This is a genomic window from Rhizobium sp. Leaf384 (genome assembly GCF_001424065.1).
In the GTDB taxonomy this organism is placed as follows: Bacteria; Pseudomonadota; Alphaproteobacteria; order Rhizobiales; family Rhizobiaceae; genus Ferranicluibacter.
Genome location: NZ_LMQE01000001.1, coordinates 613,339 through 636,299, shown reverse-complemented (window position 1 = coordinate 636,299; position 22,961 = coordinate 613,339). Strand labels below are relative to the sequence as shown.

Here is a 22,961-nt window from a genome sequence, read left to right as displayed (position 1 = left end):
ATTTCATCCACCGGCAACAGCGAAAGAAGAGAAGGTTTGTGAGATGCGATTGAGTGCGATCTCGAAGGGCGGCGCCCTGTTGGGTCTGACCGCGGTCGAAATGATGGCGCCGTTCGTGCGCATGGTCATCATGACGCATCTGCTAGGCGGCTTCGAACTCGGCTTCGCGGCGGCCCTGTCTGCCGTCTACGGAACCGTCGAGCAGGTGACCGACACCGGGCTTGCGCGTTTCGTACTGGCGACGCCGCGCGACCAGTATCGGCAAGCTCTAGCCGTCGCTCACGGAATTTCCGTCATTCGCGGTCTTGTCGTCGGGTGCCTGTTCTTCGCACTCGCCCATCCGGTCGCATGTATGATGTCAACCTGCGATCAGTGGACCAGTTTCGCCAGCCTGGCGGCTCTGACCTTCATCCGAAGCCTAGAAAACCTCGAGATCCGCGTCTACGAGCGCGACTATCGCTACGGGCCGCAGCTGCTGGCGTCAATCCTGTCCCATTCCTGCGGGCTTGTTGCGATTCTCATCGTCGGCCTTCAGACGCGCGCCCATGACGCCCTGCTGGCCTATCTCTTCACGCAGTGCATCGTTTACGTCATCTTTTCGCATGTGCTGGCCCCGTCGCCGGTCCGGTTCGGCTTCAGCGGCCCGCTGGTGGGCAAGGTGACACGTTTTTCGTTGCCTCTGATGCTCAACGGCACTGGCAACGCCATCATGGTCCAAGGCGACCGTCTTTTCGTCGGCGCCATGCTGGGGCTTGAAACGCTCGGTCTCTATGCGGTGATCATTCTCACCTCCTATGTTCCGACGTCGGCCCTTTTCCGGCTGATCGGGCCCATCTGCTTTGCCGGGCTTATGAATTCGTCCGGCCGACCGGATGTCTTCAAGGCCCGTCTGAAGCTGTATTCGCGCGCCATACCGATGTTGGCGGCATTGTATGCGGTAGGATGGATCACGCTTGGCAGTGCCGTCATCCCAGCGGTCTTCGGGTCGCGCTTCGTCGTGTCAGACATGCAGATGACACTTGTCGGGGTCATCGTCTACCTGCGGATCTGCCGTGCGGAACCGGCGCAGTCGCTCCTCATCCAGAGCCATCTCACGCACAGGCTGGCGGTCGGCAACCAGATCCCGGCGATAGGCCTTGCGATCGGCGCCACCTGGAGCTGGATGTATCCCTCACTCGAGGCCTTGCTGGCGGGCATGGCCATCGGCGAGGTGCTGGCGCTGTGCGTCATGTATGTCATGGCCCGCCGGGTGTGGACAGGGGCATGGGGAGAAGCGCTGTTCTGGAACGGATCGCTGATCGCTCTGCCGCTTGCCATGGGACTCTTCCTTGAAGAGATGGGGCCGGCCATTCATTTGCTTCCGCGTATCGGCATTGGCATGGGCATCGCTGTCGGTCTTGCAATTCTTGCCCTGGTGCTTATCCTTCCACTCTTCCGCCACGGCTATCGGCGTGAGCAGCCTATCGAGCATACACCCAAAATGCAGAAGGCGGTTGAATGAGAGCAGTAGGGAAAACACATAGTGCTTTGACACGCCGGAGAGCCTGGCGGACGGCGGGATCGGGATATCAGATCGATGCCAAGATGGCGTATATCCTGCCTTGGCTGTTCCCCATGTCGATCGTGTTTCCGGCGACCTTTGCCTTGCCACTTGCTAACGCCCTGACAGTCCCGCGGCTTTTTTTGTTCTTCACGATCTATCCGACCATCCGGGAAATCTACCGAAAATTGACTGGCGGCGGTTATGTACCGGTGCTTTCAGATGTAATGGTCATTTTGATGACGATGTGGATGGTCATCGTCATCGTCATCCATCAGGGGCCGAAGGGCCTGATCGGCTTCGGCTCGTTGTCGGCGATCGAGTTTGCAGCCGGATATTTCATGGCCCGGGTTTTTTTCGGCACGCCCATCGGCTTCAACCAATTCACCAGAGTTCTGCCGATTGTTGTGGGATTGGTGTTGGCGACCGCTTTGGTGGATACCGCATCGGGACAGGCGTTGTTTGCGAAGATCGGTCAGCAGATGACCGGAGGTCCACCTGTCGAACCCTTTCCGAAGCGCTTCGGACTGGTGCGCGCCCAAGGTTCCCTGGAGCATCCGATTCTACTTGGCATTTTCTTCGTGATGTCGTCCGTCCTTCTTTTCTTTTCCGATCTGAAACCGCTCCGCAAGGTCTTCTGGATTGGTGTCTGTTTGTTCGCAATGCTGTTGCCGCTGTCGTCGGCACCAATTCTGTCGATGACGATGGCGTTTGGGCTGATTCTGCTGCTGAACCGCGTCAAGAACATCCCCTGGGCGACGATGATGATCTTTCTGGTCGGCATATTTTTCGTCGCCAGTTTTATGATCCTAGTCGATAATCCGGTGTTGACGCTGATCAACAATCTGACGCTGGATCCGCAGACGGGCGTCTTCCGGACATTGATCTGGAAATGGGCCTTGCTGAATATAGAAAGGGCGCCGCTTATCGGCATCGGCTTCGATGACTGGATGCGAGCCGAAGACATGCCGACCAGCATCGACTCGCTTTATCTCGTTCAGGCGATCCGGTTCGGCATTCCGGCTTTGGCCCTCCTTGTTCTTGCGCTTCTGACCACGGGGGTGACCATGCAAAGCCGGCCGCTCGTCAGATATCCGAACCCTGCGATCGACTTCATCCGCACCGGCCTCGGCGTGTGCATCTTCATCATCCTGTTCAATGCGTTTACGGTGCATTTCTGGGGCGCGGATTGGGTCCTGCTGGCGATCGTCATGGGCATGCGGGCGGGCATGACGGAGGCATCGTACATGCCGCCGTTCATGCGCGGAGAGGAACGTGGACAAAGCACCTAGCGCCTGAAGCAAAGACTGATGTGCTGCAGTGCACGTGCCGTCACAATCGGTCGGGCTTCTCGGACAAGCGCTCGTCGTGCCGTTGATAGATCATCCCGAGCTTCATGGCGGATCAAATAAGATACTTACGTTGATCGCGGTCAAGTCTTATGTAAAGGTAAACGTGTGCGTTGCAACATTAGGGCAACCCAACGGATTGTTGCTGCAACGGGCGTGTCGACCGCCCGCCTTATAAACGTTGATCGCTTTTGCTCAAGGCGAAACGGTCGGAACCATCTGTCGGACTGTGTGAGCTTTGTTTGGTCAATTTGCTTGCTTAGGACGTCGGAAGCCGCCCAACCCGCGCGTTTTTGGACCATCCGTTGCCGGAACGACAGGTTTGAGACGGATGGCTCGGTGTCTTTTGCCAGCCTTTCGGTATAGGCTGTGAGCAATAGAGTTTAAGCTCGATTTTTCGAGCGAGACGATAAGTTTGAGGCGAGCTGATAGCTCAATCGGAGATCTGTATGCTGGAACTCAACCAAGCCATTACCGCGAGCAGGGTCAAGGACATCCGCGCCCCGGCCGATCCCGGCGACATGGCATTTGTTGCCAGCATCATCAGTCGCCAAAGCCGGCTGATCGGCGTGGCGACCCTGGTTGGTGTTCTCCTCGGGCTTGCTGTGTTTCTTCTGGTTCCCTCGAGCTACAAGGCGACAGCCGTTGTCCTCATCGACTTCAAGCGTCTTGCCGCCGTCGATGAGAACTTTTCGACCGGGTCCGGACGAATTGACAGTTCCGCCGTGCTCAGCCAGCTGGAATTGCTGACGTCCGAAAGCGTCGGGCGTCGGGTGGTTGAGAGCGAAAGGTTGGACCTCGATCCCGAATTTGGCGGTGACAGCGATCTGTTGTCGAGTCTGCGGGAAAAGATCGGCTTGGGCCACGCCAAGACCGAGCTGCCGTCGCCTTTACGTCAGCGCAAGGCGCTCGAGGCCTTGCAGAGAGCGGTCGTCGGCGAGCGTATCGATCTTTCATACACGATTGCCGTGACATTCAAGGCCAGTACCGGTGAAAGGGCCGCGCGTTTGGCGAATGCGATCGCCCAGGCCTATATCGACGACCAGCTGGACGCCAAGCGCGTCGCCTCAGAAAAAGCCAGCGACTGGTTCACGCAGCGCATCGCGGATCTGAGCAGCGAAGTCAACTCGGCCCAAATGAAGGTCATCCAGTTCCGACGGCTCCACAACATTGTCACGTCGGATGGGAAATACATCGATGAACAGCAGATCGCGAGCCTCAGCGAGAAATTGCTGCAGGCGCAGTACACCCGCTCGGGCGCCGAGGCCAAGGCCTCGCAGCTGAAGACTTTGATCGATAGCGGAGAAACGACCGGAGCGCTCTCCGAAGAGTTTGCCAACCCGGTCGTCGTCGAGCTTCGCAATACACTGATTGAAACCTCCCGTCGTGCCGAAGATCTTGCCAACCGGTATGGTGAGGGACACAAGTTGGTCGTTGACCTAAGGCGCAAAATGGCCGACCTGCAAGGTGCGCTGAATGATCAGTTCAAGCGCATGTACGAAGCTGCCAATACGGAGGCGGCAATTTCAAGTACACAGGTCGTAACGCTTCAGAAGGAGCTGGCGCAGCTGTCGGTCGACACCAACGACTCCCGCGATGCGCGCGCACAGCTTGCGAACCTCGAGAGCTCGGCTGAAGCTGTGAAGACAATCCGTGATACCTTCATGTCGCGTTATGTCGATGGCATTCAGAAGCAGAGCTTCCCGATGACGGAGGCGCGCGTGATCAGTACGGCGGAGGTTCCGGGCTCGCCGAGTTTCCCGACGCCCTCCAAGACACTCGGGGCCGGACTGGCTATGGGCTTTGGCGCAGGAGTCCTCATGGCGATTGCGCGCGAAGGCTTTACGCGGCGTATTCGGTTCTCGCGGCAGGTCCGCGAGGCAACCGGCAAGACGTTCCTGGGTTACCTTCCAACGCTGCCTGACGATCGGCTCGTTCCGATCGGTTCGGCAGAGCAGATCGGCAATCTGCCGTCGCTTTACATCGAAACACTGCGGCACATTAAGATCAATATGGATCTCGAACGTCCGGGAATGAGCTCGGTCATTGCGTTCGTGGCGTCGACGCCCGGGGAGGGGACGACGACGACGGCCGCTAATTTTGCTGCGCTATGTGCCAAAGGTGGCTGGCCGACACTTTTGGTCGACCTGAACTTCCGCAACGAGTCGCTCTCGAGATTGCTGGCTGGCAAGCTAAATGGCGGCATTGCCGAAGGCCTTTCCCGCGGCGCCGACATTGCCGATTTTATAGTGGAAACCGCCGAAAGAAATCTTCACGTCCTGCCCGCAGCAGGCGAATCGAAGACAGAGAATCCCGGTGACCTCTTGTCTTCGCCGGCATTCACGCGGCTCATGACGGCTCTCAGCACACAGTATCGCTATATCGTCATCGACACACCGGCGCTTGGTGTCGTTGCCGATGCCGACGCGCTGGCCAGTGTCGCAAACGCCTTCGTCATGGTTGCGGAGTGGAACAGGACGGAGCTGCACGTCGTATCGTCGATTCTGCAAAACAACTCGCCGGTTCGCGCCAAGCTGATCGGAACGGTGCTGAACAAGGCTCATGTGAAAGAGCTGATCAAACTGCGCGAGCTCCATCCACGCGCCGTCAACTAGGAACGCAGCGGCACCTCCTTGTGGCGTTTATGTAAACCAAAATCACTTCTTCTGCGGTGGCCCTATGCAATCGAATCTGACTTCCGTCGTGATCCCGCACTACCAGGATCTCGAAAACCTCGGGCTTTGCCTCGATTTGCTCGAGCGCCAGACCGTCGGTCGCGACGCGTTCGAGATCATCATTTCGGACAACTCGTCGCCCGTAGGTATCGCGGCAATCGAAGCCGTGATCCGAGGGCGTGCAAAGCTCGTGATTTCCACCGTTAAAGGTGCCGGGTATACCCGCAATGTCGGTGTCGAAGCGACACGCGGCGATATTCTTGCCTTCATGGACAGCGATTGCCGGCCCGATCCGAACTATCTGGAAGCCGGCCTTGCCGCCTTAGGCAATTATGACGTGGTGGGCGGCAGGGTCCGCGTGGACACGGCACGTCCCGGTCACCCGACGGCGGCCGAAGCGTTCGAACTCGTCTTTGCGTTCCGCAACAAGGGCTATATTCAGAAGAAACATTTCACCGTTACCGCGTCGCTGTTCGTGAGCCGCGCGATCTTCGACAAGGTCGGACCGTTTCGAAACGATGTCTCCGAGGACAAGGAATGGTGCCTTCGCGCTCACGGCCTTGGTTACCGTCTCGGTTATGCGGACAAAGCCGTCATTGGCCACCCCGCTCGGCACGACTGGCAGGAATTGCAGCGCAAGTGGCGCCGGATCACCAAGGAATCCTTTCTCCTGTTTCGCACCAAAAAATTCGGCCTGCTGAAGTGGCTGGGATACAGTTGGGTCGTGCTACTGGCTGTCATTCCGCAGACGCTGAACGTCCTCCGCTCAAAGGATGTGCCTGGCTTAAATAACAAGGCGCTGGCCCTTGGGATGCTTGTGCGGCTCAGGGTAATGCGCCTGCTCTGGAGCCATCAGGCAATTTTCAGCCAGTGGGCGAAGGGCCGCGCCGAATAATACCAAGTATCTTTTATAGAAAACCTGCCGAAGGTGGTTCGGTGCTGATCTCTGACGGTGTTGCAATGCTTTCCCGCTGCAACAACATCGCGCTGCGCACCGCGCTTAGCCCGATACCAGCGCTAAATTATCCTACAGGTTCCTATCATCGACACTTGGTATTAACCCCCGTCCTTTGAGCGCGAAGCCTGTAGAGGCCTAAACCTACCTTGCAGCAGGACACTGGAAGTGCGATATTGCGCTGCACAAAATAAGTAAACACGCAGCGAGGCTATGGCGTTGACAATCGAGGGCGGAAATTTTTAATTAAGACAGGCGTTACCGGCAGCGGGTATGTGGGCATGTCGAACGCCTTGCTGTTCGCGCAGCATGACGTGCTCACGTGGCGCCGGATGCGACGACCATCATCAAGCTTACGATGCTCGGCGAATTTGCTGGGTAAGAGCCAAGCGCTCTTCTACCGAGATGCTTGAGCTGGACAGGCAGCAGATGATCTCCGGTGTTGCGTTGAACCGCGGAGTGGTTGCTTGACGATAATCCGTCAATCGGATGTGGCGGTTTCCGCCCTCCGGATGACGTCGCCTTCGACAGCGCCGGATGCTCAGGGCAAGAGATGCAATAAATTTGAATGAGAAGGCGCTTACTTTGAGACCAAAAACGGACATCGTCGCGGTAGCCTCCAGTGGTGGGCATTGGCAGCAGCTTTTGCTTGCAACCCAGACACTTCGGCTGACAAGATCTGTACTCTACGTCACGACCAAGCCGGAGCTGCTTGCTCAGGCAGGCATCGAGAATGGTAGGACGGTTCTCGACTGCAACCGCGACACGTTGGGGAAAATGGTGAAGAGCATTTTCCAGTGTCTTTCGATCATCCTCGTACATCGCCCGGCCGTAGTAATCTCGACTGGTGCAGCACCGGGCATAATTTGCCTTGCCGCAGGCCGGCTGATCGGTGCGCATACGATCTGGATTGATAGTTTCGCAAATGTCGAAAAGCTTTCGATGTCCGGCAAAATTGCCCGCTACGTGGCCAATACCTGGCTGACGCAGTGGGAGCATCTGTCAACGGCTCGGGGTCCGACCTATGCAGGGGAGCTTCTATGATCATCGTCAGCGTCGGAACGCAGTTGCCATTCGATCGGCTCATCCGCATGGTCGACGACCTGGCACCGAGCCTCCACGACAAGGCTTTTGCTCAGACCGGCCGCGGCGTCTACGTTCCCAAAAATATTGAATGGAAGGCAGACGTTCCAGCCAAGGAATTCGATGCGCTGCTGAGCGGTGCCAGTGTTCTTGTTGCCCATGCGGGGATTGGAACTGTGCTCAAAGCCGATCAGTACGGCAAACCCATCATCCTGGTTCCGCGTAAGGCATCTCTCGGGGAACATCGCAACGACCACCAGCTGGCGACGGTGTCCAAGCTGAAGGGCAGGCCGGGTATCTATGTTGCTGAGGAGCAGGACGAGCTTCTCCGTCTGTTGTCGGATACGGATTCGCTTTCCCGCCCCAGTGCGCTTGATCCGCCGGGCCGGATCCGCCTCCAGTCCCATCTGGAAATGATCGTCAATGGCGCCATAGGTGCCGCCCGCTAGGCGCCTTCTGCATTCGTCTCTCCAGTCCTTGAGCAGGCGAGAGGAACGAAGCCCATGAAGGTGCGGAAGGTTTCTTCCCAGCGCAGGCAGGGGAACCGCCGTAACCGTTTGAACGTCTTAAGACGCACTGGGCCTGATGGCGGTCTTTGTAGAGCCGCCAATCGATAGAAGGCCTCCTGGAGCGGGCGGGAAGGGCCTTGATCTGCGCCGTGGCACCACGCTTGTTCATGAAGCGGGCGCGGACTGCGCCGGCACGCAACCAGCATCGGAACAATCCCAAGCGGCAAGCCGATTGCATTGACGCCCGCTTGCAGCCTGGTCGTCACTCCGCCACGCGGCTGACCGGTAGCGTTAGCTGAATCGTCCGTCTCGGCCGCTCGCGAGGACCTTCGAGATGGTGCTGTCGATGAGAACGTTCTGGACGTTGGCGTGTCGGCTGTCGCCTTGCTTCGTCAGCACCATGATAATCCGACCTTACTCTTCGGGATAACTGGCGTTAACCCGGTGCGTACGAAGCGTCATAGGCCGCCCCATCGTTCGAAATGACGCCGTCGAGACGGCGCGTTCAATCCGGCGGTTCATTGCGTTTACAACGCCATTCACGAACCTGTCGTGCACTTCGCTCACCTTCTTGAAACCCGTCTATACGCCTCCGCCGCAGGGGAACTGTCGAAACTCGGCAGGTTTTACATGGACTCCCGTGACCACTAAATGTTCACGAAAATAACTCTCGACACAATAAAATTTTTAACGGTCTTCTAAATTATATTTATTTTTGTAACTATGAATTAAAATTAAAATTGATAATATATTATGGTCTTCGGACACTTAAGTAGAGCGTCAGTCCATAATGTATTATAGCCAATACGGATGGAATAGGCGCTAAATATGAAGCAGCTCTATGTTGCTTGAATACGGTATCAGCGCCGACCTGTGACGATGTGTCGGGAGTTCGGATATGACCTTCGCTTCTTACCGACGTCTCTCGTGCGGCGAGGGTTCGCAAAAGCCTTCGTTAGCTATCCCATACAGACACTGTGTACCTTATGGCTGTTGCTGATCGAGCGGCCTGGAGTGCTGTGGATACAGACCCCGCCAAATGTCCTGCTCAATATTGCCTGGCTCTTCCGGTTCGTCAGCGTCGGCAAACTGGTTGTGGTTGCAGACGTGCACAATTCCGCATGTTCCAAGCTCTGGTTTTCGGTTCCCCTCACGCGTCGACTGCTCAATTCAATCGATGTCGTCCTTGTTCATAATGATGAGGTTCGCCAGACGGCGCTTGCAGTGGGCATTCTTCCCTATCGTCTTCTGGAGCTTGAGGATCGTGTCCCGCTGTCGCCCGGAGCCGATATCGACGCGCCGCCGAGCGGTCGGCTAAAATTTGTCGCGCCTTGTTCATTTCGTCCCGATGAACCGGTGTTGGCGCTGATCGAAGCTGCCCGGCGGCTGCCGGATTATTATTTATTGATGACCGGCGACCGGGTGCGCGCCGAAAATATCGGCTATCTCGACAACAAGCCGGACAACGTCATGTTCACCAGCTTTCTACCCGTAGCCCGTTACGCGGATCTGATCGCGGATGCAACCGGGATGATCTGTCTGACCACGGAAGAGGGCATCCAGCTGTCCTCAGCCATCGAAGCGGTCGCTTCCGGCAAGCCGATGATTATCAGCGACACCGTGCTCCTGCGGTCGCTGTTTCCGACCGGGCTGTTTGTAGACAACAGCGCCGAAAGCCTGACGATCGCCTGTGCGCAGGCGGTGCGTCACTTCTCACGGTACGCCGCAGATACGCGCAGCCTGCGGCGACTCTGTGCGCAATCAGCGCTGGCTCGATCAGGCAGACCGTGTCAGTGCGCTCATCGAAGAGGCCCGGTGCTGATGCCCTATTCGATCGGGGTACTGCGCTCCTTTCTACACTGCGCAACCCAGCGGATTTTTTTTCGCAGTATCACGTAATTCAAAAAGCAATAACTTCCAGCCGGTGTTTAACTCGAGACTTTCATTCGGTTGGCCGTGACATGCTTTAGCTGCCCGGCACAGCCATGGGGATATCCGTTCGCGCTTTCAGATATTTTCCGATCATTCTCTCGGGGCCATACGTGATAGCACCAGCTGCTGCCAAACACGTCATCACAGCGACCGTGATTGCGAGATACACACCCGCGCCAAGAGCGACCGTAGCAAAGATGACGAGGATCCCCAGCTGTCCGTGTATCAAGTATAGCGGATATGTAATAAGCCCAAGAAATCTTAATATTGCGGAAGCTTTTTTTCTCGGGAAGATGTTTCTCTTCAGGCACCATGCAAGTGTTGCAATGGAAATGCTCCAGACGGCTATTGGTGTTATAGCGGACTGATTGTCAGATGCGATGTGATTGATTTCGTCGTTAACAGCCCAAATCTCGAACCACGCCCCAACGATACATATTATGGCGAGCGCCATAGCGGCTGGTGTCAATCGTGAGCCGCTTATTATCTCAAAAAGTAAGACACCCAATGCGAAATAGGGAGCATGCTGCAACATAAGGAGCTCGAAATATCGATTTCCTCTAAGGAAATCAAACAAATCATAATCTGATTTGAGGAAATAGAATGAGACCCAAAATATACAACTAAATATACTGAGAGAAAATATCGTTATTTTAACGTATGATAATTTACCGAAGTAAAGACAGACAGCGACCAAAGCGTAGAAGACGCACTCTATGCCCAGCGTCCAGTATACGCCATCTGGCCAAGGGCCCACCGGGACAAAAAGCAATGCGTGGATTAAAGGGCGTATCGCGGCGTACCCACTCATCTCTCCTAAATAAACTCCTATCGCAATGCTGATCGGCGCGCATATCCAGATGGCAGGGACCAGACGAAAAACCCGATTCATCACAAACCTGGAAGCTGAAGAATTGGCCGCAGACTTGTAGATCAATATCCCGGAAATCACGAAAAATATCTGCACCCCAACCCAGCCGAAATGGAATATCGGGGACGCTTTATCCGAAGTTTCTTTCTTAAGTAACTCTGCATACGATCCATCCAACAGGTGGAGATAAGAAAAGTGATACATCATAACAATGAGAGCAGCGAATAATCGAAGCGCATCGATCCCAGCAAACGAGGTCTTCGGGAAAGTATCAATTTTTATTAAACTCACAACGTAACTCCATTTTAAGGGCCAGAGCTACACAGTTGCGAAAATCTGTGCAAGGCTATCGTTAAAAAACTTTTAATTTTACTACCGAAGTTGCGCGACGGGCATTTTCAAAGTATCTGGTGCAAAGTCAGCGTCGTCGCGATTTTGAGAGTTCCGGGCACAACAGCGTGCATAACCAGCGTGAAAGTAGCAAAGTGCGTTTCGAGCCCAAGCGTTCTGCAGAACAGAAGCGGGGCAGTCCGGCAGACAGCGGAAAGCCCCTACCTCAAGAAGGGGTCAATTTACGTTGGAGAGCATGGAGTGCAAAAAATCCTGAAAGAACGAGCATCCTAGTTTCGTACCTCTACCCGGGTGCTTATCTTATTCCGGGAAGCATGAGCAGCGGGGCACTTAACGCTGTAGGGTTGGCAATATTCTTCTGCGGTCCTCTTGCCGTAAGGAGACTACTTCAGAATTTTGCGCAGAAGTCGTATGTTTTTGTCCTCTCAGATTTTGCAGTTCTTGCCATGGCACTGTGGATGCTGGTCTCTCTTGTGTTGCACGAAGGAGTCCGTGCATTAACAGGGGCCGGCGCCTTCGCTGCGGTACAATTTCTGCTAACGTATCTGATCTGCCGATCGTTCTTCTCGACACCGTTGTTGTTAAAAGTCTTTGCGGAGCGAATGTTATATGTCCTGATTGCGACATTGATGTACGCAATCGTCGATACTCTCACTTCTCGCAACACGATCCTGAGGTTGGCAATGACACTGGCGGGGGGGGGGGCAACGCAGCCTTTAGCGATGGAGGCATATCGGTTTGGGCTCGTTCGCGCGCAAGGTTCGCTTGAGCACCCGATTCTCATGGGGGTGTTCTTTGTTGTCTCGGCAGTGTTGCTCAGCCAGTCGCTGCTCGACGTTAGAAAAAAGTTTCTCGTTGTCCTCATCTGCGCGACGGGTACTGTCTTAGCCTTGTCATCTGCGCCGATACTATCCGCGCTACAAGGCGTAGTGATATTGTTGTATTTCAGGTTTCTTCGTGGGTATCCTTGGGCAAAGTTAATACTCTGGATGGGGGTGTTTTACATTATTGGTATAGTTGTATTATTTGTGGATCAGCCTATCGAGGCGCTTATCAGTACGTTCACACTGGACCCGCAAACAGGCTTCTACAGGATGGATATCTGGCGATGGGTATCGGTAAATGTTGAGACAAGCCCATGGATTGGCATCGGTACCGCTGACTGGATGAGGCCTGAAAACATGTCAGCCACGATCGATAGCCTGTGGTTGGTTCAGGCGGTGAGGTACGGAATTCCTGCAGCCCTGCTACTGGCTATGAGTTGCGCCACGACAGGCACAAGTCTGTGGTTGAGGTCGGGAAGTGCTGTGTTGCGTGATCCTGCTATTTCGAGCATGTCGTCAGGGCTTGGAACAGCAATCTTTATCTTGTTTTTCTGCGCATTCAGCGTGCATTTTTGGGGCTTCGTATGGCTGCTTTTGGCCGCTCTTTTGGGGATGCGCGCAGGGCTTACCGAGCATTCAGTGCGAGTTAACAGATCTTGCCGAGGCCAGCCGTAGGAGTTTGGACTTGCATCGGAAAAACGGGTACGCCTTTTTCGCCTCATGCGGCCAGCTCTCGAACTGCGGAGCTTAAAAGGGTCAGAAGCCAAGTGTCGCGCACCAGCGCGGGCCTAGGCCTGCTTGCCCGGCCCGGCTAGATTGCCCACGAGCGCCAACGTCTGTCTTGAGCTGCTGCCGTTCACTTGACCGCTGGTGTCGGCATGACTAATGACTGGGGGGGCAGGGCCGAAACCTGTCTGATCACTCGGATGCATGTTTCATCTCCGTCAGCCGACGGGTAATTCGAGTTGAAGGTAATGAGAACAACATGCTGAAATCGCTCAATCAGTTTATCAAGATCCAGCGTTTCGTGGTCGGCATAAAGCGGACCTATCTTCGCTGGGTGTGGTCGATGGACATACATCCTTCGGTGGTGATGTCGCTGAGTGCCAAGCTAGACAAGACCAATCCCCGTGGCATCCATATCGCTGAGGGGACATACATCGCCTTCGGCGCTGCCATTCTGTCTCATGACATGACGCGCTCCTTCCGTACCAACACCTATATCGGCCGCAACTGCTTCATCGGTGCGCGCAGCATGATCCTGCCAGGCGTTACCATTGGTGACGGCAGCATCGTTGGGGCGGGCAGTATTGTGACAAAAGACGTTCCCCCCAGAACGGCCGTTGCTGGCAATCCCGCCAGAGTCATCAAGACCGATATCGAGGTTGAACGGTTCGGTCGGCTCAAACAGCGAACCTGATCCTCTGAGCGTAGCCGTGTCCCCCTGTTAACATCGACGCGTTTGGCCCAACACCCCGGTGGCGGAGCGGGGTATCTCGCCCAAGCTGCATGAATATTTGCAGGCGGTGTGGGGATCACCAAGCAAATCTGTCAGTCTCTCTGTCCACACGCGGACAGGTGACGATGCCATCGATATTGGTGATATGTCCCGATACAGCCGGTCCCGGCTGCGTCGTTAACAGCTGAATAATCATATCCGTTTATTTCCACTAATCGTCGCTGGACGGATTCCATTACTTAGTGGCATCTTGCAACCACGAGATTGATTCTTTTCCGTCGATCAAATTTTGATTCGATAGATTGAGATTGGATGAGGGGTCTATAGGATGTTTTACAGTTATCCATACTATGTAAAAACTGAATACGGCATCGACATTGCGAAAAATTCCCCTATTTACTCGACTATCGATTCCTCGGGAACGGGAAGCATCTCCTTCTGGGATTTCTCTCAGTTTTTTGACGAGAGTGATTTCTACCAGAACGGCAGCCTGGTCAAAACACAGACACTCTTCAACGAAGAGTATTACGAGACCGTTGAATACAGTAACAACGGCACCTGGACCTCATTCGAATACGCACAGGTCGATGGCTACAATACCTATGGCTACAGAGTTCTCGATGGGAAAAACGGGTACGACCGACTTGACTACATTCGCACGGATAGTCCGACCGGCGAGTTCAGTAACGTCCTGAAATACACGTCGTCGGATGGAAAATACGGATATAGTTACGAGCAAACGGGTGGCCAGGCGGATGCCTGGGATGTTAGACAGTCGTTCGACAATCCCAACACCGGCTCCTACAACTACGCGGCACATTGGCTCGCCGTGCCGGCCGGTGGATTGATACGGCTGATTTCGGCGGACAGCCGGTCCATCACGGAGATCAAAGCCAATTCGCTTCGCCAGCTCAGCTTCGATGCAGATCACAACGTGGTCCGCGCGGTCAGTTTCACTACCGAAGGCGTCAAGTTCGATCTGACGTTCGAAGCCGACGGCGACAAGGTGACCCGCAATTTCGATGGCGGAAAGATCAGCTCCCTGATCACGCAGCATACCGACGGGTCGTCCTCCGAGCAGTATTACAATAACCTCGGTGCAACAGCGAAGTCTGTAGAGCGCCAAGCCACCGGCGCTTCCGATGTCCAGATCTTTCAGAATGGCGTGCTTACCAATCACAATCTTTACGCCGCCGGCGGCAAGCTCGCAGTGACCGACGCGATCAGTGCCGATGGGTCACATCTCGTCACGGCGCATATGACGGGTCAGACGCTTTACGGTGGGCTTGCGGACGATACGTTTTTGGATTTCGGCGCGACCACCTTCGTGCTGGGGAAAAACTTCGGTCATGACGCCATCAAGGGTTTTGACGTAGGACAAGCCGCCAATTCCGACCTCATTGCGCTCAGCGCAGACTACCAGTTTTCCGATCTCGTTTTCACCCAGATCGGCAAGGATACGGTCGTTCATGTTACCGCTGACGACGATATCACCTTGTTCGGCGTCAAAGCGATTTCGCTTGGCCATGACGATTTTATGTTTGTCTGAGAAGGTCGTCCGCCGCTTGGCGTGACGGCCGCGGGACCTTCCCTGAGCACAAGGATCGGGTGCTGTCACACCAATCATGCTGCGGTTGCCAGCGAGCCGGTCGGGTTGAGCGTAGATTCTGCGATGTAAATAACCGCTTCAAGCATCGCTGGTTTGCGCTGCAGACAGGCACTCCCGAGTATGGCCTCCTTTCGATACAAGTAGAGCTTGCGCAACGTGAAGATATCATGCTGCTTCGCGCGTGCTATCGACATCTCCAATGAAGAATTCTGCTTCTGAACGACCAAGTTCGGAGCCTTGATCGCTCGCAACGCGCGACGGCGACAAGTGTGCCCTGTCCGATATTCTACAGAAGCGGCGCGGCAGAAGGGCGGGCGGTCAGGGACTTGCGGACGGCGTTGTCAAGCCGCTGCCGCTCTGCTCCATAGCGAATTTTCTCCGATCAGTGCGTTCCTCCGTCGCTGAGACGGCGGACATAGTCCCTGGACTTGATCACGCGTTGCTCAAGGACATGTCGACAAAGCTTCCCATGACCTCTACCTTGGTATATCGAGATAAGCCCTTGCATTCGCTGAATTCTGAGCCAGCTGCAAACCTGTGCAGCCTCCATCAGCGCTTCCGGCCCTTCTCTGACCTGTTTGCGGCTCAACGCAACGGCTCCTTGTTCAAGAAGGTGATGATAGCGTCGCTAATGAGGACAAATTTAAGTTTTAGAACTAAAAGATGTTATTTAATCTAACGGATTTAAAATTCAGTAATATCTTTTGCGTATTTCATCATAAATGTAATAATAATTTATAACATTCGAATATTCGTTGTAAGTGCTGCTAACCAGTTAACTCGAATCGTTGGTCTGGGCGTCGCGGTTCTTGAACAATTCGATGATTTTGATATATAAGCAAACGTAAGGATTTTTTAAGCATTATTGAAGAAAGATTGATTGTTATGGCGTCTGCTGCGACGATTACAGGTAGCTTGTCAACCGTAGTTTTGGAAGGTGCGCAAACCATCTATTCCAAGACAGGATCTCTGGTTTTTTCAAGTTCTGACACCAAAGCGGTGCTCACGCCAAGCTTTGGCAGCGCGTCTCTGGTGTATAAATCATCGGTTGGCGTCGATCAGACGTCCATATTGACCTCCGCACGCATTGCAGAATTGACGAGCGCGCTGTCGTTCGACGCAGCGTCCATCACCTATGCTTCAGGCGGAAGCCTCAAGTGGAACTACGCGCTCGCGGACTCGTCTCTCGATTTCCTCGGCACCAGCGAAGTCGTAACGATTACGCTGCCGATCACCGTCACGGATCCGGCTGGCCAGGCTACCACGCAGAACATTATCGTCACGCTGCGCGGCACGAATGACGCGCCGACGATGACTGCCTATACCGCGGCCGATACCTCCGCTGCCCTGTCAGAAGCGACCGCCACGCTCGCAAGCGCCGCGACCTATTCTGCGCAAGGCGTGCTTGTGCTTTCCGATCTCGACCTGACCGATACGCACGCCATCTCGATTGCTCCGAAGGCCGGCGGCTATCTTGGCGCTTTTTCCGCCGTGGTGGTTGATACGGCGTTGGGGGCTCCCGGATCCATCACTTGGACCTACAACGCGCAAGACAAGATGCTGGATGGCCTGGCTGAGGGCCAGGTTGCCTATCAGGTCTACACGATCACGCTCAACGACAAGAAGGGTGGCAAAACTACCCAGGACGTCACGATCAGGCTGACCGGGACAAACGACGTGCCGGTCGTATCCGGTAGTGTGGCCGGTTATGTCGCTGAAGGAGCCGCCACCAACTACAACCTGACCGGGACGTTGAGCATAGCCGACGCGGATCTGACGGACCGGCCGGTCGTGTCCATTCTGAGCCAGGATGTGTCCTTCAAGAATCTGGCCGGAGACGACGTCACGTCCTCGCTGACGCAATCGGTCATCGACCAGCTGAAGGGCGCCTTCAGCATGTCCGTGGGCACCCTGGTGACGAATAAGGGTGCTGCCACCTGGGTATACTCGATCGCCGACAGTGCAATCGACTTCATGGGTCGCAGCGAAATGGCGACTTTGAAGACGACCATCCAGATCAGCGATCAACATGGCGGTACCGTCACCAAGGACGTGATCATCACCGTTCGTGGCACGAACGACAATGTGGTGTTCAACAACGCGGCCAGCGGTTCGCCGTCTTTGTCAGCAACCGTTGTCGAAAGCGAGGGCAAATCCAACAGCGATACGCTCGATAGCGCCAGCGGCACGATGCTGTTCGTTGACAAGGACAGTTCGGACATTCATGCGGTCACCGTTGCCGCACAGGGGAAAAATTACGTCGGCAAATTTGTCGCGACGCTTTCGGAGACCGATGCGACTGCGACAGGCGCTGTCAACTGGACGTATGCTGTGGCTGACAAGGCGCTGGACTACCTGGCGCAGGGCGAAGAGCTGACGCAGACCTACCGTATTTCAGTCAGCGACGGCAAGGGAAGCATGGTTTCCCAGGACGTGAGCGTGCACCACATTGGCGTCGATGACGCAGCCGTGGTCTCCGGTGCAACGCACGCAACCTATTACCAGTCGCTTGGCTCTTTTCTGGACAAGCCGATCACTTTTGATGGTCTGGTCAAGATCACCGACCCCGATGCCAGCGATACGGTCGTCGTGCAGACTTCGGCTGTTCACGTCACGATCTATGATGTCAACGGCATCGATCTGTCATCGCTTCCGCCGAGCCAGCTAACGGCGGCGCAGGCGCTGATGTTGGAAAAGGCTGGAACGTTGGGGGAGTATCTCTCCGTTTCGGCCGGTTCGGCTGTTAATGCCGGTCAGGTCACCTGGTCCTATGATGTCACACCAGACAAGGTGTCGTTTCTCGGCGCGGGATATTATGCCGAAGTCAAGGTCGATGCGACCATCTCGTCGACGCACGCCCAGACGGGTCAGGTATCGGTCGTTACACAGCCCATCGTCGTCGATCTGGTCGGATCGGACACCAGTTTCCAGGCGAAGGACTATCTGAGCCACGTGTTGGACAACACGATTCTGCAGTCGCTGCCCGCCAATGTGACGCTCGGCAATCAGGTCGCCGTCAGTGACCTGCAGGACTACAGGACGCTGACTGCAGCCGACGGTGTGATCGTCCGTTCCGCCATTACGCTCGAGGTGACGAAGAACGGCGCCATTTTCGACGGCGTCGATTTTCGGAACGTCCAGGTCTCCGTCCTGGCCGACAACGTCAAGTTCGTGAACTGCATCTTCAATGCGACGACGGATATCTTCGTGAGCCTGAGGGCTGCCGCGGGCACGACCGGACTGATTGTCGACCACAGCACGTTCGATGGCGGCAAGATCAATTCAGCGTTCCAGGATTTCATCCTTGCGCAGGGCGTTGACGCGACCATCACCAACAACATGTTCATCGATGCCCCGATCGATGCCGTGGCCATCATGGGCGGCACTGTTTCGGGCAATTACTTCCACGGCGGGGGATATTATTCTCTGGCGCATTCCGATGCCATTTGGGTCGGCAAGACGAACTCACCGGTGGTCATCTCCAACAACATCATCGACTGGCGTTCTCCCGTCGATGCAGCGACCGGCACCAACAACGCCATCCGCATCTCCTCCGAACTCGGGTCGATCGACAAGGTCCTGGTCCAGAACAACGTCCTCGTCGGCGGCAACTACACGATTACTGTCACCAATGGCCCAACCTGGACGAATACGGCCGAACAGATGGGTTCGCTGACAAATGTCGTCATCAAGAACAATGCCATCGGTCTCGGTGTCACGGGCGAATTTGACACCCAGTTCCTGCCGGCGGGCACAATCTACACCGGCAATTACGGGCCAACGGGCACGGGCACGAGTTTCGGCAGTTCGGAAACCGCCGGCAAGCTGTCGTTCGTCGGCTATGACGCGACGATCGGTACGGTCGCAAACGACAGCTTTTGGGGCGGTCATGCCGACCATTACCTTGTCGGTGGCGCCGGCAGCGATATCATCACCGGCGGTAGCGGAAACGATATCATCCAGGGCGGCGGCGGTCGCGATTTTCTATATGGCGGCGCGGGTGCCGACATCTTCCTGCTGACATCGCTGAGCGACGGTGCCGACAGCATTCGCGACTTCGAGCAGGGTATCGATAAAATTGATATTTCCGGTCTGGTGGCGCAGTCCGCTGCCAGTGACTGGAGCTGGGTCGGCACTGACCGTTTCACCGGAACGCCATTGCAGATACGCTATGCAGTCAATGCCAGCGGCGTCACCTCGTTCTTCATCGACCTGAATGGCGATACGGCTTTCGATTACCGCATCGATCTGACCGGGGTGTACAACCTCTCAATGTCCGATCTCATCATCCATCGGGATGGAACGGCTGTCGTCGAACCGTATAGTTTTTCCGACAGCAATCTGGACCTGATGGCGTCCAAGGCCAATTTCAGCTTCACGTTTGCATCTGCACCGATCGTGTTCATTAAGGGTCAGGCGGCGCTCGCCCATGCGGATGGTTCGCTTCTGCCGATATCGGGTCTGTCCACATACGCGTTTGCCGATGGAACGATCAACGTGGCTGATGGCAACGTCATGGTCGATGACCTGTTCTATTACGCCACCCACAAGTCAGTATGGAATGCCGGTCTCGATGCCGAGGCCCATTATGCCGCCACCGGCTGGCAGCTCGGTTACGATCCCAATTTCTATTTCTCCACCAATGGTTATGCAGCGGCCCACACTGCCGCGGCCGGCATGAACCCGCTGGATTATTACCATACCACCGGCTGGAAGCTGGGTGACGATCCCAGCGTGAACTTTGATACCGAGCTCTACCTGCTGATGAACCCCGATGTCGCGAAGTCGGGTCTTGATCCGCTTGAGCATTACCTGTCCATCGGCCATGGCCAGGGCCGGACGGTTTACGCCGCGATTGGCGACCAGATCGTCAACGGATTCGACGAGGAGTACTACCTTCTTGCAAATCCGTCGGTCGCCAAGAGCGGCATGACCGCGCTGCAGCATTATCAGACAGTCGGCTGGCAGCAGGGACTGCGGCCCAACGCCTATTTCGATCCTTCCTATTACCTGGCAAGCAACCCGGACGTTGCCGCGTCAGGGGTAGAGCCGCTCGCGCATTTTATGGCGGTCGGCTGGATGCAAGGTCGTGATCCGAGCGCCCTCTTCGATGTCAGCTCCTATCTCGCCGCCAGTCCGGACGTCGCTGCGTCAGGTATGAACCCGCTGACGCATTTCCTGACGATCGGCGCTTACGAAGGCCGTGTCAGCTTCGAAGCCGGCGTAAGCCTGGTGGGCTCCGCTCCGACCGCCGCCGCAGATGCCGCTATCGCACAGAGTGTTGTCGGCACAATCCTGATGTCGCCGACGAGCGTGCTTACCAATGATTCCGATGCCGATCGCAACGTCCTCAAGGTGGTTTCCGTCAATGGGTCGGTCGGCAACATCGGTGCCGAAGTTGTTGGCAGTTACGGCACGCTGAAGATGGGCGCCGACGGCACCTTCAGCTATGCCGTCACCTCGACCATGGGAGCGACCGGTGGCCATCTTGTCGATCATTTTCGCTATGTCGTGGCCGACGGAAAGGGCGGTTTCAATTCCGCCAATCTCGACATAACGTTGAACAGGGCCGCCGTCCTGTCCAACGATGCGACCATCACCAAGAACCTGGCCGGCCGCCAGCTTTCCGTTTCGGCGACCAATGGCGTGCTTGCCAACGATACAGATGCCGACGGCGACCCGCTGCACGTGATTTCCGTCGCTGGTTCTCAGGACGGAGTCGGACGCGCGATCCACGGGACCTATGGTGATCTCCTGCTCAACGCAGACGGATCCTACAGCTACGTCCAGAACGGCATTGCGCCGGCGGCAACTTCGGTGACCGACACGTTCACCTATGGTGTATCGGACGGATTTGGTGGCGTATCTAGCGCCCAGCTGGTGATAAACATCATACCTGCGAACACGGCGCCGGTGCTCTCGGGCGATGTTTCGGGAACCCTTGTCCAAGGGGCCGCCAGCCTCTATTCGCTGACGGGGAAGCTCACATTCTCGGACAGTGACCTCGACGACAGTTTGACGGTTTCGTTGGCGGGCAGGACGGTGTCTTTTTCCAGCGCCAGTGGTCAGGACATATCCGCCAGCCTAACCCCGGATCAAATATCGAAATTTCTATCGTCTTTCTCGGTTCCACTTGGCCAGATTGGCACGAATGGCAGTCTCGACTGGCGTTACCAGCTTGCCGACACGGCGACGGCTTTCCTTGCGGCTGGAGAAGTGCTGACCGTCGTCACCCGTGTACAGGTCACCGATCTCAGCAACGCCGTCTCTTACCAAGACGTCAGCATCAAAATCACCGGGACGAACGATAAGCCGATATTTGATGTCGTGTCCGCACAGGATCCGAACGTCTACGTCGTTCTCTCCGAACCGGCGCTCGAAACAGGTTCTCTGAACGTCCAGACCCGCGCAAGCACGCTCTTTTTCAGCGATCTCGACATCAACGACGTGCATTCGGTCTCCGTCGTCATGAAGGGTGCCGGATATCTTGGAAGTATGTCGACGCAACTCCAGGAGCCCGTCAACGGGACGGGCGGCGCTGTGGTTGCGACCTATTCGATACCGGACAAGCGCTTCGATGCTCTGTCTGCCGGCCAGGTGATCACCCAGACGTATGTGATCACGGTCACCGACAGCAAGGGTGCCGTCACCAAGCAGAACGTCAACGTCGTTCTCAACGGTGCCGATGATCTGCCGACCATTACCGGCTCGGCGAAGCTGTCCTGGGTCGAAGGGCAGGCCGTTAGCTACGTGAAGTCCGGTGTGCTCAACTTGAGCGACGTGGATACCAACGATCATTTGATGATCTCGTTCGACCGTCCGACGCTGTCGGTCAAGGCGTCTGACGGGGCGGATATCACGTCCTACCTCTCGGACAGCCAAGCCATTCTGTTGAAGAACGCCTTCTCCATGCCTGTCGGCGATCTCGGCAAGAACAGTGGGAAAGCCACCTGGGACTACGTCATAAATGACAGCGCTTTGGATTTCCTCGGAGCGAACGACTTCGTCACCATCAACACCACCGTCCATGCCGATGATGGTTCCGGGGAAGTAACCCAGGTGATATCGCTGTCCGTGCGCGGCATCAACGATGCGCCGACCGTCAAATCCTATTCGCCGGGTGATGTGGCCATCTCAGGTGGCGTTGTCGAAACATCGAATGTCAGCGGCAAGACTTTCCTCGACACCACGTCGGGCAGTTTCAACTTCGCCGATGCGGACCTCTCCGACAAACATACCGTAACGGTCAAGGCAGCGGTAGGCGGCTATCTGGGCAACCTGACCGCAAGCCTCGGTAGCGATACGACCGGCGGCAATACTGGCGTGGTCAACTGGGCGTTTTCGGTTGCAGACAATATGCTGGACGTTTTAGGTGCCGGCCAGAAACTGCAGCAGACCTATACGGTGAGCATCAGCGACGGAAAGGGCGTGCTCGTCAAACAAGACATTGCGATCACCCTCAATGGCGCTGCAGATCAATATCTGTTCACCAACCAGACGACGCAAATCATCTCCAACTTTGTGCCCGGCTCAGACACACTGGCGTTCAATTCGTCGAACTTCGGCCGTTACGCAGCCGGAACGCTCGATGCCTCGCATTTCAGCTATGGTACTGCTGCTATTGGCGACAACAGCGCTCAGTTCGTTTATGACGGCTCCAACGGAAAGCTTCTCTACGATGCCGATGGCATTGGCTCGGGCGCCGCTGTGATGGTCACGCAATTGAACGGCAATCCCACCTTGCATTTTAGCGATCTTCTGATCGTCTGAGGCGGGCAGGGCCGAAAACCACTCAGATACGGGT

General features: G+C 55.8%; 13 protein-coding genes. 11 read left to right on the top strand and 2 right to left on the bottom strand.

The window, feature by feature from the left end; genetic code table 11:
- The first annotated feature begins 49 nt into the window (after window positions 1-49).
- From ASG25_RS03005 to ASG25_RS02975, 7 genes are all read left to right on the top strand, one after another.
- The gene (locus tag ASG25_RS03005) at window positions 50-1,501 is read left to right on the top strand and encodes an oligosaccharide flippase family protein (RefSeq protein WP_062469064.1); all 1,452 of its coding nucleotides are present in this window, start codon (window positions 50-52) and stop codon (window positions 1,499-1,501) included.
- An 83-nt stretch (window positions 1,502-1,584) separates the two neighbouring features.
- Window positions 1,585-2,832 (top strand): O-antigen ligase family protein, encoded by a 1,248-nt coding sequence (locus tag ASG25_RS03000; protein ID WP_162242162.1) that lies wholly within the window; start codon window positions 1,585-1,587, stop codon window positions 2,830-2,832.
- A 506-nt stretch (window positions 2,833-3,338) separates the two neighbouring features.
- Entirely contained in the window at window positions 3,339-5,504 is a 2,166-nt protein-coding gene (locus ASG25_RS02995) for an AAA family ATPase (protein ID WP_062469058.1), read from the top strand.
- Between the two features lie 64 nt (window positions 5,505-5,568).
- On the top strand, window positions 5,569-6,459 hold the full coding sequence (locus ASG25_RS02990; RefSeq protein WP_062469055.1) for a glycosyltransferase: 891 nt from the start codon (window positions 5,569-5,571) through the stop codon (window positions 6,457-6,459).
- 624 nt (window positions 6,460-7,083) lie between these two features.
- Entirely contained in the window at window positions 7,084-7,563 is a 480-nt protein-coding gene (locus tag ASG25_RS02985; protein ID WP_200942748.1) for a glucuronosyltransferase, read from the top strand.
- Window positions 7,560-8,051 (top strand): glycosyltransferase, encoded by a 492-nt coding sequence (locus ASG25_RS02980; RefSeq protein ID WP_062469049.1) that lies wholly within the window; start codon window positions 7,560-7,562, stop codon window positions 8,049-8,051. Before ASG25_RS02985 ends, ASG25_RS02980 begins: the two co-directional genes overlap by 4 nt.
- Before the next feature lie 1,074 nt (window positions 8,052-9,125).
- A complete protein-coding gene (locus ASG25_RS02975; protein WP_062469046.1) occupies window positions 9,126-10,010 on the top strand; it encodes a hypothetical protein in 885 nt (294 codons plus the stop codon).
- Window positions 10,011-10,077: 67 nt separating this feature from the next.
- Here the strand turns inward: ASG25_RS02975 and ASG25_RS02970 are convergent, their stop codons facing one another.
- Window positions 10,078-11,205: an acyltransferase gene (locus tag ASG25_RS02970; RefSeq protein ID WP_062469043.1), complete on the bottom strand. Its 1,128-nt coding sequence runs from the start codon at window positions 11,203-11,205 to the stop codon at window positions 10,078-10,080.
- 374 nt (window positions 11,206-11,579) lie between these two features.
- Here ASG25_RS02970 and ASG25_RS02965 point away from each other — a divergent pair, with 374 nt between their 5' ends.
- From ASG25_RS02965 to ASG25_RS02955, 3 genes are all read left to right on the top strand, one after another.
- On the top strand, window positions 11,580-12,764 hold the full coding sequence (locus tag ASG25_RS02965; protein WP_062469040.1) for an O-antigen ligase family protein: 1,185 nt from the start codon (window positions 11,580-11,582) through the stop codon (window positions 12,762-12,764).
- 310 nt (window positions 12,765-13,074) lie between these two features.
- The gene (locus ASG25_RS23590; RefSeq protein ID WP_062469037.1) at window positions 13,075-13,509 is read left to right on the top strand and encodes an acyltransferase; all 435 of its coding nucleotides are present in this window, start codon (window positions 13,075-13,077) and stop codon (window positions 13,507-13,509) included.
- 367 nt (window positions 13,510-13,876) lie between these two features.
- Complete coding sequence (locus ASG25_RS02955; protein ID WP_062469034.1) at window positions 13,877-15,097, top strand: hypothetical protein; 1,221 nt, start codon at window positions 13,877-13,879, stop codon at window positions 15,095-15,097.
- Window positions 15,098-15,171: 74 nt separating this feature from the next.
- On the opposite strand, the gene ASG25_RS02950 is transcribed toward ASG25_RS02955, so the two are convergent.
- Entirely contained in the window at window positions 15,172-15,384 is a 213-nt protein-coding gene (locus tag ASG25_RS02950; RefSeq protein ID WP_156379775.1) for a hypothetical protein, read from the bottom strand.
- A 658-nt stretch (window positions 15,385-16,042) separates the two neighbouring features.
- Here ASG25_RS02950 and ASG25_RS02945 point away from each other — a divergent pair.
- Complete coding sequence (locus ASG25_RS02945) at window positions 16,043-22,927, top strand: VCBS domain-containing protein (RefSeq protein WP_082479864.1); 6,885 nt, start codon at window positions 16,043-16,045, stop codon at window positions 22,925-22,927.
- The last annotated feature ends 34 nt before the right edge of the window (window positions 22,928-22,961 follow it).

Bases quoted from the DNA above. Each gene is read 5' to 3' on its own strand.
- ASG25_RS03000 (WP_162242162.1), top strand. From the start codon at position 1,585: ATGGCGTATATCCTGCCTTGGCTGTTCCCCATGTCGATCGTGTTTCCG.
- ASG25_RS02995 (WP_062469058.1), top strand. From the start codon at position 3,339: ATGCTGGAACTCAACCAAGCCATTACCGCGAGCAGGGTCAAGGACATC.
- ASG25_RS02990 (WP_062469055.1), top strand. From the start codon at position 5,569: ATGCAATCGAATCTGACTTCCGTCGTGATCCCGCACTACCAGGATCTC.
- ASG25_RS02980 (WP_062469049.1), top strand. From the start codon at position 7,560: ATGATCATCGTCAGCGTCGGAACGCAGTTGCCATTCGATCGGCTCATC.
- ASG25_RS02965 (WP_062469040.1), top strand. From the start codon at position 11,580: ATGAGCAGCGGGGCACTTAACGCTGTAGGGTTGGCAATATTCTTCTGC.
- ASG25_RS23590 (WP_062469037.1), top strand. From the start codon at position 13,075: ATGCTGAAATCGCTCAATCAGTTTATCAAGATCCAGCGTTTCGTGGTC.
- ASG25_RS02955 (WP_062469034.1), top strand. From the start codon at position 13,877: ATGTTTTACAGTTATCCATACTATGTAAAAACTGAATACGGCATCGAC.
- ASG25_RS02945 (WP_082479864.1), top strand. From the start codon at position 16,043: ATGGCGTCTGCTGCGACGATTACAGGTAGCTTGTCAACCGTAGTTTTG.